Raw genomic sequence first — 14269 nt, forward strand, 5'->3', positions numbered from 1 at the left:
ATAGGCCGGAACAGCCAACAACCGAGAACCAGGAAACCCACCATGCTGCCGGACCTTCTCAACGCCGATCTGGCCCTGACTGCGCTCATGCACGCTGCCGACCTCCCCTGGCTGGCCTCGCCACTGCCCGGCGTAGAGCGCCGCCCGCTGTTTCGCATCGGCGGCGAGAAGGCCCGCGCCACCAGCCTGGTGCGCTATGCCCCCGGCAGCCATTTCAGTGCCCATCTGCACCCGGGCGGTGAAGAATTCCTGGTGCTGCAAGGCGTCTTCGAGGATGAACGCGGGCGCTACCCCGCCGGCAGCTACGTGCGCAATCCGCCCGGCAGTTCACACACCCCAGGCGCCAGTGAAGGCTGCATGATCTTCGTCCGCCTGCAACAGTTCCACCCCGAGGACAGCGAGCAGGTCATCGCTCGATTGCCGCAAGCAGGTGATCAGTTGCTGTTCGCCAACGCCCACGAGCAGGTGCACTGCAAACACCTGCAACCCGGCGCCCCACTCCTCCATGTCAATCCACGCGGCCTGGAATGCCTGGTCTTGCAAGGCAGCCTGGCCAGCAAAAATTTCAACCTCCACCCCCTGAGCTGGCTCCGCCTCCCCCCAGGAGCGCCCTTGCAGGCCACTGCCGGCCCGCTGGGAGCCCGCCTGTGGCTGAAGGAAGCCTCACCGACTCTAGGCCTCTGAGCAAACGGAAAAGGATCCCCAAATCCAGCCGCTTTTGCTTTTGCTTCTGCTTTTGCTTCTAAGCGCACGGTAGCTCAGCAAACGCCGAATGCGACTTCAGGAGGCCGAACGGAGGTCTTGCGGAGGGAGGTGACGGGCATGGATGCCCGTCAAGCGCTGCGGCCCAGGATGGGCCGTTCAGCGCGGTCCTCCCGGGAGCAAGGCCGGAGTGAGGGAACCCCGGAGCGCAGCGCAGGGGCCGGATGACAGGAGCCAGCGTTTTTTGGTTACTTTTTGTCGCGTTTGACAAAAAGTGACTCGCCGTAAGGGCGAAAAGGTGACTATGCGTCGACATCGCCAATGAATGACCCGCCCCAATCAAAACCAGCGCAGCCCAGCTTTTGGCTTTTGCTTTAGGCAAAGCAGATCAACATACAAGCAAGCCGGCTCAGATCCCCCCACCGGCCAACAACTGGCTCATCACCTCGGCCAGGTCCTTGACCATCACATCCGCCGTCGGCTTGTGCACGATGACGATCTCGTAACTGTCCACCTCAGGCAACCCCTGGGCCTGCCCCAGCACCCGGTGCTCGCCGGTCGCCGCCCGAGGCGGCAGCAAGCTGATGCCCATACCGTCAGCCACCGCCGCCTGGATCCCACTGAGGCTCGAACTGGTAAAGCTGATGCGCCAGCGCCGCCCCATCCCCTCGATCGCACTGATCATGTCCTCCCGGTACAGCCCGCGCGGCGGAAAGGTCACCAGCGGGATCGGATCGAGCTCGAACGCCGGCAGTCGCGCACTGTCGATCCACTGCAGCCGCTCGGGCCAGCAGGCCACGCCCTCGCGGCTGTTGCGCCGCTGCTTGAGCAGCACCAGGTCGAGTTCGCCGTTGTCGTAGCCCTGGCTGAGGTCACGGCACAGCCCACTGGTGACCTCCAGCTTGACCTGCGGGTGCCGCCGACTGAATGCCGACAGCGCATTGGTGGTGCGCCCACCGACGAAGTCCTCGGGCACGCCCAGGCGCACCGTGACGCCGACCATGGCCCCGGCCAGGGCCTCGAGCATCTGGTCGTTCAGCGCCAGCATATGCCGGGCATAGCCAAGCAACGTCTGCCCGGCATCGGTCGGCAAGACATCGCGATTACCACGCACCAGCAAGCGATGCCCCACCATGTCCTCGAGGCGCCGGACCTTCTGGCTGATGGTCGACTGGGTGGAGTGCAGGCGCGCGGCGGCCGTGGTGAAGCTGCCGCAATCGGCCACCACGACGATGGCGCGCAGCAGGTCGAGGTCGAACAGGGCTCTATTCGATTTAACGCTGATGGACATCTGGCTATTCAACTTCTGAATGACGAGCCTGGGTTCTATCACGCCCTCTGCTCCACCGCAACGCGCGCTAGTCGCCCAACGCGACACCCTCCCGGCGCGGGTCGGCGCCACCCGACCAGCCTTCGGTTGTGCGCTGGATGATCTGCATGCCGCTAGTCATGGGGATCGGCGAAACTTCATGGCCCCAGGCGGCCAGTTGGCGGATCAGCGCCGGGCTGGCCAGCCCCGCTTCCACCTCGGTGCCGGCGTTGCGGCTGCCGAAGTTGGGCAGGTTGGCGGCTTGCTGCGGGTTCAGCTGCCAGTCCAGCAGGCCGACCAGGGCCTTGTTGACGTACTCGATGATCTGCGAACCGCCCGGCGAGCCGAGGCTGGCCACCAGTTCGCCGCTGTCGCGGGCGAACACCAGGGTCGGTGCCATGGCCGACAGCGGGCGCTTGCCCGGTTGTACCCGGTTGGCCACCGGCTGGCCATTCTCCGCGGGCAGGAACGAGAAGTCGGTCAGCTGGTTGTTGAGGAGAAAGCCGTGGACCATCAGGTGAGAGCCGAACGCAGACTCCACCGAGGTGGTCATGGCCAGGGCCTGGCCACGATCATCCACGGCCGACAGGTGCGAGGTGGAGATGCGCAGCGGCGAACGGTCCGGCGCCAGTGCCAGGTCGGCGCCCTGGGGCTTGCCGGGGCGTGCCTGCTTCATGCTGTGCTCGCCGATGCGCCCGGCGCGCTCGGCAAGGTAGCCGGGGTCGATCAGCGCCTTGACCGGCACCGGCACGTAGTCACTATCGGCCAGGTACAGCGCACGGTCGGCGTAGGCCAGGCGCTCGGCTTCGGCCATCAGGTGCACGGCCAGCGGCGCGGGTTCCAGGCCCGCCACGGTCTCGACCTGGCGCACAGGCAAGCGCGCCAGGTCATATTGCGCCGAGCGGCGCTGCAGCGCGTCGAGGATGCCCAGGGTCTGCAGCACCGTCACCCCGCCCGAAGACGGCGGCGGCATGCCGCAGATGTTCCAGGCCTTGTACGGACCGCAGACGGCCGTGCGCTCCCTGGCCTGGTAGCGGAGCAGGTCCTCGCGTGACAGGTAGCCCGCGTTGGCATGGTTGTGCACGGCGGCCACCATGGCTTCGGCGATCTCGCCGGCATAGAACGCATCGACGCCCTGCCCGGCAATGCGCTCGAAGGTCTGCGCCAGCGCGGGGTTGCGCAGGCGCGTGCCGATGGCCAGCGGCTTGCCTTGCGCATCCAGGAAATAACCTGCCATGGCCGGTGATTGGGCAATGTAGGGGTCGCCCGCCACCAAGGTGTGCAGGCGCTCGGACACCAGAAAACCCTCACGGGCCAGGGTAATGGCTGGCGTGAACAGGTCCTTCCACGGCAGCTTGCCATGCTGGTCGTGGGCCAGCTTCAAGGCCCGCAACACGCCCGGCACGCCCACCGAACGCCCACCGACCTGCGCCGCCCGGAACGGCATCGGCGTGCCGTCGGGTTGCACGAACAGTTTCTCCGTCACCCCGGCCGGCGCGGTTTCACGACCATCGTAGGCCTGCACGCGCTGGCCATCCCAGTAGAGGATGAAGCCTCCCCCGCCAATGCCACTGGACTGCGGCTCGACCAGGGTCAGCACCATCTGCATGGCGATCGCCGCGTCGATGGCGCTGCCGCCGGCGCGCAGCATCGCCCGGCCCGCCTCGCTGGCCAACGGGTTGGCGGCAGCGACCATGTGCCGACTGGCATGTACCGGTTGCAGGCCGCTGCGGTAGCCGGATTCGAGCTCCGGTGGCGTGGGCAGCAGCACCTGGTCGGCCCAGGCCAGATTGCCGGCGCAGGCCAGGCACAGCACGCCGAACAGCCGGATAGGAAAGGTCATGGGGTTGCTCCCTGCGGTTACCTATTAAGCGGCCCACTGTGAGTCATGCAGATTCTTGACTTCAAGCCCTGGCGTGATTCCCCTAGTCTGCAGGCAGCCCCCGTAGGAGCGAGCGTTGCTCGCGATGGGCTGCCAGGCAGCCCCCGCAATATCCGCTGCGAAGCCGAGAACCTGGGGCCGCTTCGCGCCCCATCGCGAGCAACGCTCGCTCCTACCCAGGACAAGCACCTGGCTCAGACCACCTCTTCGTACGGCAGCCCGACATAGTTCTCGGCAATGTTCGCCAACCCTGCCGGCGACGACAGGAAGTACTCCCGGTCGGCCTCCTGCATCTTCTGGTCCCAGGCGTCCTTTTCCTCGCCGAAGTCATGCAGCAGCTGGGTCATGAACCAGCTGAAGCGCTCGCCTTTCCATACCCGGCGCAGGGCCAGCGGCGAGTACTGCTGCAGCAGGTCGGTACGCCCTTCGCGGTACACCTTGACCAGGATCCGGTACAGGTAGTTGACGTCCGACGCCGCCAGGTTCAGCCCCTTGGCCCCGGTGGGCGGGACGATATGCGCGGCGTCGCCGACCAGGAACAGGTGACCGTACTGCATCGGCTCCACCACCAGGCTGCGCAGCGGCGCGATGCTCTTTTCCAGCGCAGGCCCGGTGACCAGGCGCTGCGCCACGTCCTCGGGCAGGCGCGCCTTGAGTTCGCCCCAGAAGCGATCGTCCGGCCAGTCTTCCACCTGCTCGCCCAGTGGCACCTGCAGGTAGTAACGGCTGCGGGTCTCGGAGCGCTGGCTGCACAGCGAGAAGCCGCGCGCGTGGTGGGCGTAGATCAGCTCGTGGTTGACCGGCGGGGTATCGGACAGCAGGCCCAGCCAGCCGAACGGGTAGACCCGCTCGTACTCCTTGAGCACGCCTGCGGGGATGCTCTTGCGCGATACGCCGTGGAAGCCATCGCAACCGGCGATGTAGTCGCAGTCCAGACGGTGGACCTGGCCATCTTTCTCAAAGGTCACGTAGGGCCGTTCACTCTTGAGTTCGTGCGGCTGTACCTGGCTGGCGCAGTAGATGATCGGCGCGCCGCTGGCCTCGCGGGCCTGCATCAGGTCGCGGGTGACTTCGGTCTGGCCGTAGACCATCACCGTCTTGCCGCCGGTCAGCCCCTTGAGGTCCAGGCGCTGGCGGCGCCCGCCGACCAGCAGTTCGACGCCCTCGTGCACCAGCCCTTCACGGTCCATGCGCTCGCTCACGCCGGCTTCGCGCAGCAGGTCGACGGTCCCCTGTTCGAGCACCCCGGCACGGATCCGGCCGAGCACGTACTCGGCGCTCTGGCGTTCGAGGATGACCGTATCGATGCCGGCATTGTGCAGCAGTTGGCCAAGCAGCAGGCCAGACGGACCTGCACCGATGATTGCAACCTGAGTGTTCATTGTTTTTGTCTCGTTATTGGGGTTAGCCCTTGCATTTTTACTGGCAATAACTGCCAATTAACTGTGCTATCCGATGCAAAAACTGCACTTTTACAAAAAACGTTCGATTAACGGACAGGTATTCGCCGCATGAAATCCACCCTCCCCGGCGTCCCGTTGTTCCAGCTGTATGGCGAAAACCAGCACTGGCCCGGCACCGACCTGCTGCACTGCGAGTCGATCCCGGCGCGCAGCCGCCTGCATCACTGGGAAATCAAACCGCACCAGCACGCCGACCTGTTCCAGTTGCTGTACGTGCAACGTGGCCAGGCCCAGGTGGAGATCGAAGGCGTGCGCAGCACCCTCGGCGTAGCGGCGATCCAGGTGGTGCCCCCCCTGACCGTGCACGGCTTTCGCTTCAGCGCCGACATCCAGGGCCATGTGCTGACCTTCGGCACCGCGCTGGTGGCCGACCTGGAACAGCGCCTGGGGACGCCCCTGGGCGTGCTGGCGAAGGCGGCGTGCTACCCGCTGGGCAAGGACCGCGTGCGCCTTCGCGGGCTGATCGAAACCTTGCAACAGGAATACCAGGGCAACGCGCCCGGGCGCGCGCCCCTGCTGGAGGCACTGGTGACGGCGTTGATGGTGTGGATCAGCCGCCGCCAGCAGCTGGGGCAGGCGCCGCGTACCCGTGATGAACGCGACCGGCAACTGCTGGGGCAGTACCTGAGGCTGGTCGAGGCCCACTACCGCGAGCACCTGTCGGTGGAAGACTTTGCCGCGCGGCTGAACATCCCCAGCTTGCAGCTCAACCAGCTGTGCCGGGCCCTGAGCGGGCAGACGGCGTTGCAGGTGATTCACCAGCGGTTGCTGCTGGAGGCGCGGCGCAACCTGGTCTACACGCGCATGAGCATTGGCCAGTTGTCCGACAGCCTGGGGTTCACTGACCCGACGTACTTCGCGCGGTTCTTCAAGCGGTTGAGCGGGCAGACGCCCAATGGCTATCGGCGGTCGGTGCAGCCTGAATGATCGCTTCGCCTGCACCGGCCCTTTCGCGGCCGCTTGACGTTTACGTCAACCTGGCTTCAGGATACGCTCATCCACCCCGCCGAGCCCAAGCATGAGCAGCCAGACCTACAGCATTTCCGACCTCTCCCGCGAGCTGGACATCACCACCCGCGCCATCCGCTTCTATGAGGAACAGGGCCTGCTGAGCCCTGAGCGCCGCGGCCTGGAGCGCATCTATTCGGCCCGCGACAAGGTCAGCCTGAAGCTCATCCTGCGCGGCAAGCGCATCGGTTTCTCGCTGGCCGAGTGCCGCGAGCTGATCGAGCTGTACGACCCCACCAGCGGCAACCTCAAGCAGCTCAACAGCATGCTGGCGAAGATCGCCGAGCGTCGCGCCCAGCTGGAGCAGCAGATGCTCGACATCCACCAGATGCAACTGGAGCTGGACACCGCCCAGGAGCGCTGCGAACAGGCCCTGGCCGCCACCCTGAACAACAAACACAACCGCTGACAGGAACTCCACCATGCCCATGCCCGCCCACGTCCGCCTGGTCGAAGTCGGCCCTCGCGACGGCCTGCAGAACGAAGCCCAGCCCATCAGCGTCGCCGACAAGGTGCGCCTGGTCGACGACCTCACCGAGGCCGGGCTCGGCTACATCGAAGTCGGCAGTTTCGTTTCGCCCAAGTGGGTACCGCAGATGGCCGGCTCGGCCGAGGTGTTCGCCGCCATCCGCCAGCGCGAAGGCGTCACCTATGCCGCCCTGGCCCCCAACCTGCGTGGTTTCGAGGACGCACTGGCGGCCGGGGTGAAGGAAGTCGCGGTGTTCGCCGCCGCCTCCGAGGCATTCTCCCAACGCAACATCAACTGCTCGATCAGCGACAGCCTGCAGCGCTTCGAGCCGATCATGGAAGCGGCGCGCAGCCACGGTGTGCGGGTGCGCGGCTACGTGTCGTGCGTGCTTGGCTGCCCATATGAAGGCCAGGTCCGCGCCGAGCAGGTGGCGCCGGTGGCCAAGGCCCTGCATGACATGGGCTGCTACGAGGTTTCGCTGGGCGACACCATCGGCAGCGGCACTGCCGGTGACACCCGCCGGCTGTTCGAGGTGGTCTCGGCCGTGGTCCCGCGCGAGCAGCTGGCCGGGCACTTCCACGACACCTATGGCCAGGCCCTGGCCAATGTCTATGCCAGCCTGCTCGAAGGCATCAGCGTGTTCGACAGCTCGGTCGCCGGCCTGGGCGGCTGCCCCTACGCCAAGGGGGCTACTGGCAACATCGCCAGCGAAGACGTGCTGTACCTGCTGCAAGGCCTGGGCATCGAGACCGGTATCGACCTCGACCGGCTGATCGCCGCCGGGCAGCGCATCAGCCAGGTGCTGGGCCGGGCCAATGGCTCGCGGGTAGCGCGTGCGCGCAGCGCACAATGAGTTTCATGCCAGTGTCACATGAGTGTGGGTGAGTGTTACCGCCCCCACGGTTTCCAGCAAAAAATCGGGTAACAGGGAAACAAATCGACAAAAATCCAGGCCGACCGATTTTGTCGATTTCAACCAAGGCATTGATTTTAAAGGGTTTTAAAAAGTTGGCACGGCACCTGCTATAGCTTTGGTACAACAACAAGAAAAACGCGATACCCAATAAAAACAACATGTAACGGCTCTGACATAACAAGAACAACACGGCAGAGGCGCAGCAAGCAGATTTTTTTGGAGTCGACAAGCTTTTCAGGGGTTCGCCCCGCGGTCTGGCACAGAACAATAAAACTACCTCAAGGTAGCGGCAGTCAGGTTCGGATCCACAGGATGAAAGCAGGTCAGCGCTCAAAAAAATACGTTTGCTCTTGACCCCGCATGGGGGTCGCACGCGACACCAAGGCAAGCCTACAAAAACAACAAAAGGCCAGCCTCAATAATAAAAAAAGAGCAGGCAACAACGCTTTGAGGGGAGCTTCGGCTCCCCTCAGTGCTTCCTGCCCCCCTCCTCATTGTGCTTCTCCTCGTCCTGCCCCTCGAGCTTGTCCACCACCAGCGGCATCGTGCCCAGCACCAGCAGCGCCAGCAGCGTGCTGATCAGCGCCGTGGCTTCGCGCCCCATGCCCGCCGCCGTGCCGATCGCGGCAGTCATCCACAGGCCCGCCGCCGTGGTCAGGCCTTTGACGTGGCTGGTGTCCTGGCCGTTACCTTTGAGAATGGTGCCCGCGCCAAGAAAACCGATACCCGCGACGATGCCCTGGATGACCCGGCTCAGGGCCTGCTGGTCGGCGCCGGCCATGCCTGGCGCCAGCACGAACAACGCGGCGCCCAGCGACACCAGCATATGCGTGCGCACCCCGGCGGACTTGCCCTTGTGTTCGCGCTCGAAGCCCAGGACGGCGCCGAGCACGGCAGCCATCAGCAGGCGCACGAGTATGCGGATGACCTCGCGAAGGTCGGTGATGTCGGCGAATTCGGCCTGGATGGCTTGCCAGATGAAGTCCATGGGTCAGGTACCGGGCTTTAGTGATGTGTCGCCTGTACTGGCCTCTTCGCGGGTAAAACCGCGAAGAGGCCAGTACAGGTGCCTCAAAGAGTTGACCCCTGCACAGCCCGCAGAGTGCCCCCGATGCAGCAACCTTCCGCACCCTGTGGTCACAACCTGTAACCACCCCCGGAGGATTCCACCATGCCCATCGAAGTCGAAGAAAGCACCGGCCGCTGCACCCTCATCGGTGACACCCTGCGCATCGAAGGCAACGGCCCGGAAGTCGAGATCGTCACCGACGAACAGCTGCACATGTCCGTGGCCATCCTCGCCGGCGAGCGCTTCCCGATCACCGAAGCCGAAGCCGACGCGCTGACCGTGATCGGTGCGGTGGATAGCCGCAGGCACCTGAAGGCCAGCGCACCGGGCTCGGTCATATAGGGCCTCGGCAACCCTTGGCGATCATCTGATACGGTTTTTATCGGCAGAACTGAGTCTGTGCTGAAAGCGACCCCAAGGCCATAGTGCGCGTGCCTGATCGAGGCCCGCCGAGCACCGACGCCATGACCGACACAATCCCTGCCTTGCAGATTGCCGCCAACGCTATCCATACCCGCCGCTTCAGCGGCCTGTACCGCACCCTGCGCATCGCCTTCGCCGGTGCGCTGCTGGTGCTGTTCTTCGGTACCGCGTGGCTGGACTGGCAAGGTCGCCAGGCCGTGCTATGGGACCTGGCCGACAGCAAGTTCCACATCTTCGCTGCAACCTTCTGGCCACAGGACTTCATCCTGCTTTCGGCGCTGCTGATCATCTGCGCCTTCGGCCTGTTCGCCATCACCGTCTACGCCGGCCGGGTCTGGTGCGGCTACAGCTGCCCGCAGAGCACCTGGACCTGGCTGTTCATGTGGTGCGAACAGCTCACCGAGGGTGACCGCAACCAGCGCATCAAGCTCGCCGCCGCGCCCTGGGGCCTGAACAAACTGGCCCGGCGCATGGCCAAGCACGGGCTGTGGCTGCTGATCGGCCTGGCCACCGGGCTGACCTTCGTCGGCTACTTCACACCGATCCGCCCGCTGCTCGCGGACCTGCTCTCCCTGCAACTGGGCGACGTGGCGCTGTTCTGGGTACTGTTCTTCACCGCCGCCACCTACATCAATGCCGGCCTGCTGCGCGAAGCGGTGTGCCTGCACATGTGCCCCTATGCACGCTTCCAGAGCGTGATGTTCGACCAGCACACCCTGGCTCCGGCCTACGACCCGCGCCGCGGCGAATCGCGCGGCGCACGCAAGAAAGGCAGCGACGCCCGCGCCCAGGGCCTGGGCGACTGCATCGACTGCAGCCTGTGCGTGCAGGTGTGCCCCACCGGCATCGACATCCGCGATGGCCTGCAGATGGCCTGCATCGGCTGCGCCGCCTGCATCGATGCCTGCGACAGCGTCATGGACAAGATGGGCTATGACCGCGGCCTGGTCGGCTACAAGTCCGAACACAGCCTGCAAGGCGGCACTGCCCACTGGCTGCGCCCGCGCCTGCTGGGCTATGCCATCGCGCTGCTGGTGATGATCGCCGCGCTGGTGCTGGCCCTGCAGCTACGCCCCATGGTGTCGCTGGATGTGCTCAAGGACCGCGGCCTGTTCCGCGAGAATGCCCAGGGCCAGATCGAGAACATCTACTTGCTCAAGGTCATCAACAAGACCGCTACCCCCCGGCGCTATCACCTGCGTTTGCTCGATGCCGAGGGCTTCGTCCTCCACGGCAACACCGAGCTGGTCATCCCGGCCGGCGCAATGAGCGAGTTGCCGGTGTCGGTGGCGATGCTGGCCGAACGCCCGACGAGCGCCTCGCAGGCGCTGGCCTTCGAGGTCCAGGACAGCGACCAGCCGGCCATCCGCAGCGTCGCGCACAGCCGCTTCGTCGCGCCGCTGAACCGCTGATCCCTTACACTGCCCTCATACCTTACCCGCCGAGCCGCCATGAAACGCTACGAACGCTTTGCCGACGACATCGCCGAACTGATCCGCTCCGGGGTGCTCGGCCCTGGCCAGCGCGTGCCTTCGGTGCGCTATGCCAGCCAGGCCCACGGGGTCAGCCCATCGACCGTGTTCCAGGCCTACTACCTGCTGGAACGCCGCGGCCTGATCCGCGCCCGGCCGCGTTCCGGCTACTTCGTCAACGCCCACACGCCGCGCCCGTTCAACGAACCCCAGGCACTGGAGCCGATCAGCGAGTCGACCGAAGTGGACGTCAGCGGCCTGGTGTTCTCCATCCTCGACTCGATGAAGGACCCCAACACCGTGCCCTTCGGCTCGGCCTTCCCCAGCCCCGAGCTGTTCCCGCTGCAGCGCCTGTCGCGCTCGCTGGCCAGCGCCAGCCGGGCGATGGACCCGCGCATGGTGGTCACCGACCTGTCGCCGGGCAACCCCCTGTTGCGCCGGCAGATCGCCCTGCGCTACATGGTCGGCGGGTTGATGCTGCCGATGGAGGAACTGCTGATCACCAACGGTGCGCTGGAAGCCCTGAACCTGTGCCTGCAGGCCGTCACCGAACCGGGCGACCTGGTGGCCATCGAGGCACCGGCGTTCTATGCCTGCCTGCAGGTGCTGGAGCGGCTCAAGCTCAAGGCCGTGGAAATCCCCGTGCACCCGCGCGAAGGCATGGACCTGGCGGTGCTGTCGCAGACCTTGGACAAACACCCGGTCAAGGCCGTGTGGTGCATGACCAACTTCCAGAACCCGGTGGGTGCGAGCATGCCCGAGGCCAAGAAGCAGGCCCTGGTCGAGCTGCTGCGCCGCCACCAGGTGCCGCTGATCGAGGACGATGTCTACGCCGAGCTGTACTACTCGCAGCAGGCGCCCAAACCCGCCAAGGCCTTCGACACCCAGGGCCTGGTGATGCACTGCGGCTCCTTCGCCAAGAGCCTGGCCCCCGGCTACCGCATCGGCTGGGTGGCCGCCGGGCGCTTCGCACAGAAGATCGAACGGCTCAAGCTGATGACCTCGCTGTGCGCCTCGATGCCAGCCCAGGCGGCCATCGCCGACTACCTGCAGCACGGCGGCTACGACCGCCACCTGCGCAAGCTGCGCTACGCCCTGGAAGGCCAGCAGGCCAACATGCTCGCGGCCATCGGCCGCCACTTCCCGGCGCAGACCCGGGTCAGCCAACCGTCCGGGGGCTATTTCCTGTGGCTGGAACTGCCCGAACAGATGGACGCCCTGAAGCTGTTCCACATGGCCCTGGCCCAAGGCATCAGCATCGCCCCCGGGCCGATCTTTTCCCCGACCCGGCGCTTTGCCAACTGCTTGCGCCTGAACTACGGCACGCCCTGGCATGCAGGCGCTGAAAAAGCCATGGAAGTGCTTGGTAAAATTGTCCGTTCCTTCTGATGCATCACGCCCCCGGAGGCATTACAGTCTGGAGTCTTGCGCCCAACCTTCGGACGTCTCCATGCCCTCTCGCGATGTGCCAGCCCTGCAACAGCAAATCGTCGACCTGCAACGCGCCAATGCGCAATTGCAGTTGCGCCTGGCGCGCTACGAGGACCAAGACCCGAACCTCTACCAGTTCCTGTTCGACACCATGGACGAAGGCTTCTGCGTGATCGAGTTCCTCGACGGCCCCCAAGGCCCGCTCAGCGACTACGTGCATGTGCTCGTCAATGCCGCCTGCAGCAGGCACGCCGGCGTCGGCAGCCTGAAAGGGCGCAAGGTGCGCGAACTGGTGCCCGATGAAGCGGACAGCTGGATCGCCCGTTATGCCGATGTCTTGCGCAGCGGCCAACCACTGCAGTTCGAGCAGGAGCTGCGGGCCACCGGCCAGGTGCTCTCGGTCGCCAGCTTTCGCATCGAACCTGAGCAGCGACGCCAGGTCGCGGTGTTGTTCAAGGATGTCACGGCCCGCAGCAACAACGAGCGGGAACTGCAACGGGCCAACGTGGCCCTCGAGCAACGGATCGGCCAGGCCATGACCGAGCGCCGCTGGTTCGCGGAACTGGTCGACCACAGCGCGGCCAATGTGCACATGATCGACAGCAGCTTCCATTGGCTGGCGATCAACCGCCAGGCCAAGCTGGACTTCTGTCACCTGTATGGCATCACCCCCGCAGTAGGCGACTACATGCCCGACTTGATGGCCTGCAACCCCCGGGACCGTGACCTGATCATGCCGCTGTGGAGCCGCGCGCTCGCCGGCGAACAATTCATCATCAGCGATGTGTTCGGCCAAGGCCTGGGAAAGCGCCATTACGAATTGCGTTTCAATGGTTTTCGCGCCAGCGACGGGAGCATGGCAGGGGCCTATCTGTTCGCCTACGACATCAGCGACCGGGTGGCCGCCCAGGAGCGCCTGCAGGCGGCGGAACAGGCGCTGCGCCAGGCCCAGAAGATGGAGGCGGTCGGCCAGCTCAGCGGTGGCGTGGCCCATGATTTCAACAATCTGCTCGGCGGCATTCTCGGTGCCCAGGAGCTCATGCAACAGCGTCTGCAACAAGGTCGCTATGAGCAGCTGGACAGGTTGCTGGAGGTCGCGAACAGCTCGGCACTGCGGGCCTCCTCGGTGGTCGAGCGCTTGCTGGCATTCTCCCGCCAGCAAACCTTGCAGCCCCACCCGACCGACGTCTGCACCTTGCTGCGCAACATGGAGACCCTGGTGCGCGGCAGTATCGGCCCGGCGATTACCTTGCTCGCCCATTTCAGCGAGCCGTTGTGGCTGACCTTCATCGACCCGCCGCAGCTGGAGAGTGCGGTGCTCAACCTGTGCCTGAACGCGCGCGACGCCCTGCCCAGCGGCGGCACGATCACGGTGCACGGCAGCAATGTCACGCTCGACGCGCAACAGGCCCAGGCGCTGTGCGTGCCGCCCGGCGATTACATTCGCCTGGGCGTCAAGGATGATGGCCGAGGCATGTCGGACGAGGTTCTGGCGCGGGCGGTAGACCCTTTCTTCACCACCAAGCCCATCGGCCAAGGCACCGGCCTGGGCTTGTCGATGGTGTATGGGTTCGTCTGCCAGTCGGGCGGCCAGTTGCACATCACCTCCACCCCCGGCGACGGCACCCACGTCGAGATGCTCCTGCCCCGTCATCAGGGGGCAGCCTGCGCCCAGGCCCGGCCTGATATCCCTGTCAGTACCGCCCCCGCCGACGCCAGCGCAAGGACCATCGTGCTGGTGGAAGACCAGGCCTCCTTGCGCATGGTCATCCGCGAAGTACTCGAGGATCAGGGCCACCGGGTCGTCGCATTTGCCTCAGGCCCGGCGACACTCGCCTACCTCGCCAGCAGCGCGCCGCCAGACCTGTTGATCAGCGACATTGGCTTGCCGGACGGTCTGACCGGCCTGCAAGTGGCCGAACGTGGGCAAGCGTTGTTTCCTGATCTGCATGTGCTGTTCGTGACCGGCTATGACGAAAGCGCAGCCTTGCACAACGGCCAGCCCCTGCCTAACACCTCGCTATTGACCAAACCCTTCAAGCTGTCCGAACTGGCCGATCGCGTCGCTGAAATGTTGCCGGTGCGCCCTTGAGCTAGCCGCGACGACGGCGCTCAGGATACAGTT

The 14269-nt window shown here is 65.3% G+C and carries 12 protein-coding genes; 8 read left to right on the forward strand and 4 right to left on the reverse strand.

Features of this window, described 5'->3' with window-relative positions; all coding sequences use genetic code 11:
- Positions 1 to 42: 42 nt before the first annotated feature.
- Positions 43 to 684: a cupin domain-containing protein gene (locus ACIP21_RS27140; RefSeq protein ID WP_400694464.1), complete on the forward strand. Its 642-nt coding sequence runs from the start codon at positions 43 to 45 to the stop codon at positions 682 to 684.
- A 427-nt stretch (positions 685 to 1111) separates the two neighbouring features.
- Here ACIP21_RS27140 and ACIP21_RS27145 read toward each other — a convergent pair whose 3' ends face one another.
- From ACIP21_RS27145 to pobA, 3 genes are all read right to left on the reverse strand, one after another.
- Positions 1112 to 1993: a LysR substrate-binding domain-containing protein gene (locus ACIP21_RS27145; protein WP_400694466.1), complete on the reverse strand. Its 882-nt coding sequence runs from the start codon at positions 1991 to 1993 to the stop codon at positions 1112 to 1114.
- A 67-nt stretch (positions 1994 to 2060) separates the two neighbouring features.
- Positions 2061 to 3854 (reverse strand): gamma-glutamyltransferase, encoded by a 1794-nt coding sequence (gene ggt, locus ACIP21_RS27150; protein WP_400694467.1) that lies wholly within the window; start codon positions 3852 to 3854, stop codon positions 2061 to 2063.
- Between the two features lie 233 nt (positions 3855 to 4087).
- Entirely contained in the window at positions 4088 to 5275 is a 1188-nt protein-coding gene (gene pobA, locus ACIP21_RS27155) for a 4-hydroxybenzoate 3-monooxygenase (RefSeq protein ID WP_400694468.1), read from the reverse strand.
- Positions 5276 to 5404: 129 nt separating this feature from the next.
- On the opposite strand from pobA, the gene ACIP21_RS27160 reads away from it, so the two are divergent.
- The 3 genes from ACIP21_RS27160 (at position 5405) to ACIP21_RS27170 (ending at position 7686) form a co-directional block, all read left to right on the forward strand.
- Positions 5405 to 6283: a helix-turn-helix domain-containing protein gene (locus ACIP21_RS27160; RefSeq protein WP_400694470.1), complete on the forward strand. Its 879-nt coding sequence runs from the start codon at positions 5405 to 5407 to the stop codon at positions 6281 to 6283.
- A 91-nt stretch (positions 6284 to 6374) separates the two neighbouring features.
- A complete protein-coding gene (locus ACIP21_RS27165; protein WP_400694472.1) occupies positions 6375 to 6773 on the forward strand; it encodes a MerR family DNA-binding transcriptional regulator in 399 nt (132 codons plus the stop codon).
- Positions 6774 to 6786: 13 nt separating this feature from the next.
- Complete coding sequence (locus ACIP21_RS27170; RefSeq protein ID WP_400694474.1) at positions 6787 to 7686, forward strand: hydroxymethylglutaryl-CoA lyase; 900 nt, start codon at positions 6787 to 6789, stop codon at positions 7684 to 7686.
- 532 nt (positions 7687 to 8218) lie between these two features.
- On the opposite strand, the gene ACIP21_RS27175 is transcribed toward ACIP21_RS27170, so the two are convergent.
- Positions 8219 to 8737 (reverse strand): MgtC/SapB family protein, encoded by a 519-nt coding sequence (locus ACIP21_RS27175; protein ID WP_400694476.1) that lies wholly within the window; start codon positions 8735 to 8737, stop codon positions 8219 to 8221.
- A 183-nt stretch (positions 8738 to 8920) separates the two neighbouring features.
- On the opposite strand from ACIP21_RS27175, the gene ACIP21_RS27180 reads away from it, so the two are divergent.
- The 4 genes from ACIP21_RS27180 (at position 8921) to ACIP21_RS27195 (ending at position 14236) form a co-directional block, all read left to right on the forward strand.
- Positions 8921 to 9160, forward strand: coding sequence for a DUF3203 family protein (locus tag ACIP21_RS27180; RefSeq protein ID WP_400694478.1), 240 nt, complete (start codon positions 8921 to 8923; stop codon positions 9158 to 9160).
- 122 nt (positions 9161 to 9282) lie between these two features.
- On the forward strand, positions 9283 to 10653 hold the full coding sequence (gene ccoG / locus ACIP21_RS27185) for a cytochrome c oxidase accessory protein CcoG (RefSeq protein WP_400694480.1): 1371 nt from the start codon (positions 9283 to 9285) through the stop codon (positions 10651 to 10653).
- A 39-nt stretch (positions 10654 to 10692) separates the two neighbouring features.
- Entirely contained in the window at positions 10693 to 12102 is a 1410-nt protein-coding gene (gene mapR, locus ACIP21_RS27190) for a GntR family transcriptional regulator MpaR (RefSeq protein WP_400694482.1), read from the forward strand.
- Positions 12103 to 12163: 61 nt separating this feature from the next.
- On the forward strand, positions 12164 to 14236 hold the full coding sequence (locus ACIP21_RS27195; protein ID WP_400694483.1) for an ATP-binding protein: 2073 nt from the start codon (positions 12164 to 12166) through the stop codon (positions 14234 to 14236).
- The last annotated feature ends 33 nt before the right edge of the window (positions 14237 to 14269 follow it).

Source organism: Pseudomonas sp. NPDC089401, from assembly GCF_044749485.1.
In the GTDB taxonomy this organism is placed as follows: Bacteria; Pseudomonadota; Gammaproteobacteria; order Pseudomonadales; family Pseudomonadaceae; genus Aquipseudomonas.

What these genes read in the sequence shown, in the direction of transcription:
- ACIP21_RS27140 (WP_400694464.1), top strand. Translation starts at nt 43, where the DNA reads ATGCTGCCGGACCTTCTCAACGCCGATCTGGCCCTGACTGCGCTCATG.
- ACIP21_RS27145 (WP_400694466.1), bottom strand. Translation starts at nt 1,993, where the DNA reads ATGTCCATCAGCGTTAAATCGAATAGAGCCCTGTTCGACCTCGACCTG.
- ggt (WP_400694467.1), bottom strand. Translation starts at nt 3,854, where the DNA reads ATGACCTTTCCTATCCGGCTGTTCGGCGTGCTGTGCCTGGCCTGCGCC.
- pobA (WP_400694468.1), bottom strand. Translation starts at nt 5,275, where the DNA reads ATGAACACTCAGGTTGCAATCATCGGTGCAGGTCCGTCTGGCCTGCTG.
- ACIP21_RS27160 (WP_400694470.1), top strand. Translation starts at nt 5,405, where the DNA reads ATGAAATCCACCCTCCCCGGCGTCCCGTTGTTCCAGCTGTATGGCGAA.
- ACIP21_RS27165 (WP_400694472.1), top strand. Translation starts at nt 6,375, where the DNA reads ATGAGCAGCCAGACCTACAGCATTTCCGACCTCTCCCGCGAGCTGGAC.
- ACIP21_RS27170 (WP_400694474.1), top strand. Translation starts at nt 6,787, where the DNA reads ATGCCCATGCCCGCCCACGTCCGCCTGGTCGAAGTCGGCCCTCGCGAC.
- ACIP21_RS27175 (WP_400694476.1), bottom strand. Translation starts at nt 8,737, where the DNA reads ATGGACTTCATCTGGCAAGCCATCCAGGCCGAATTCGCCGACATCACC.
- ACIP21_RS27180 (WP_400694478.1), top strand. Translation starts at nt 8,921, where the DNA reads ATGCCCATCGAAGTCGAAGAAAGCACCGGCCGCTGCACCCTCATCGGT.
- ccoG (WP_400694480.1), top strand. Translation starts at nt 9,283, where the DNA reads ATGACCGACACAATCCCTGCCTTGCAGATTGCCGCCAACGCTATCCAT.
- mapR (WP_400694482.1), top strand. Translation starts at nt 10,693, where the DNA reads ATGAAACGCTACGAACGCTTTGCCGACGACATCGCCGAACTGATCCGC.
- ACIP21_RS27195 (WP_400694483.1), top strand. Translation starts at nt 12,164, where the DNA reads ATGCCCTCTCGCGATGTGCCAGCCCTGCAACAGCAAATCGTCGACCTG.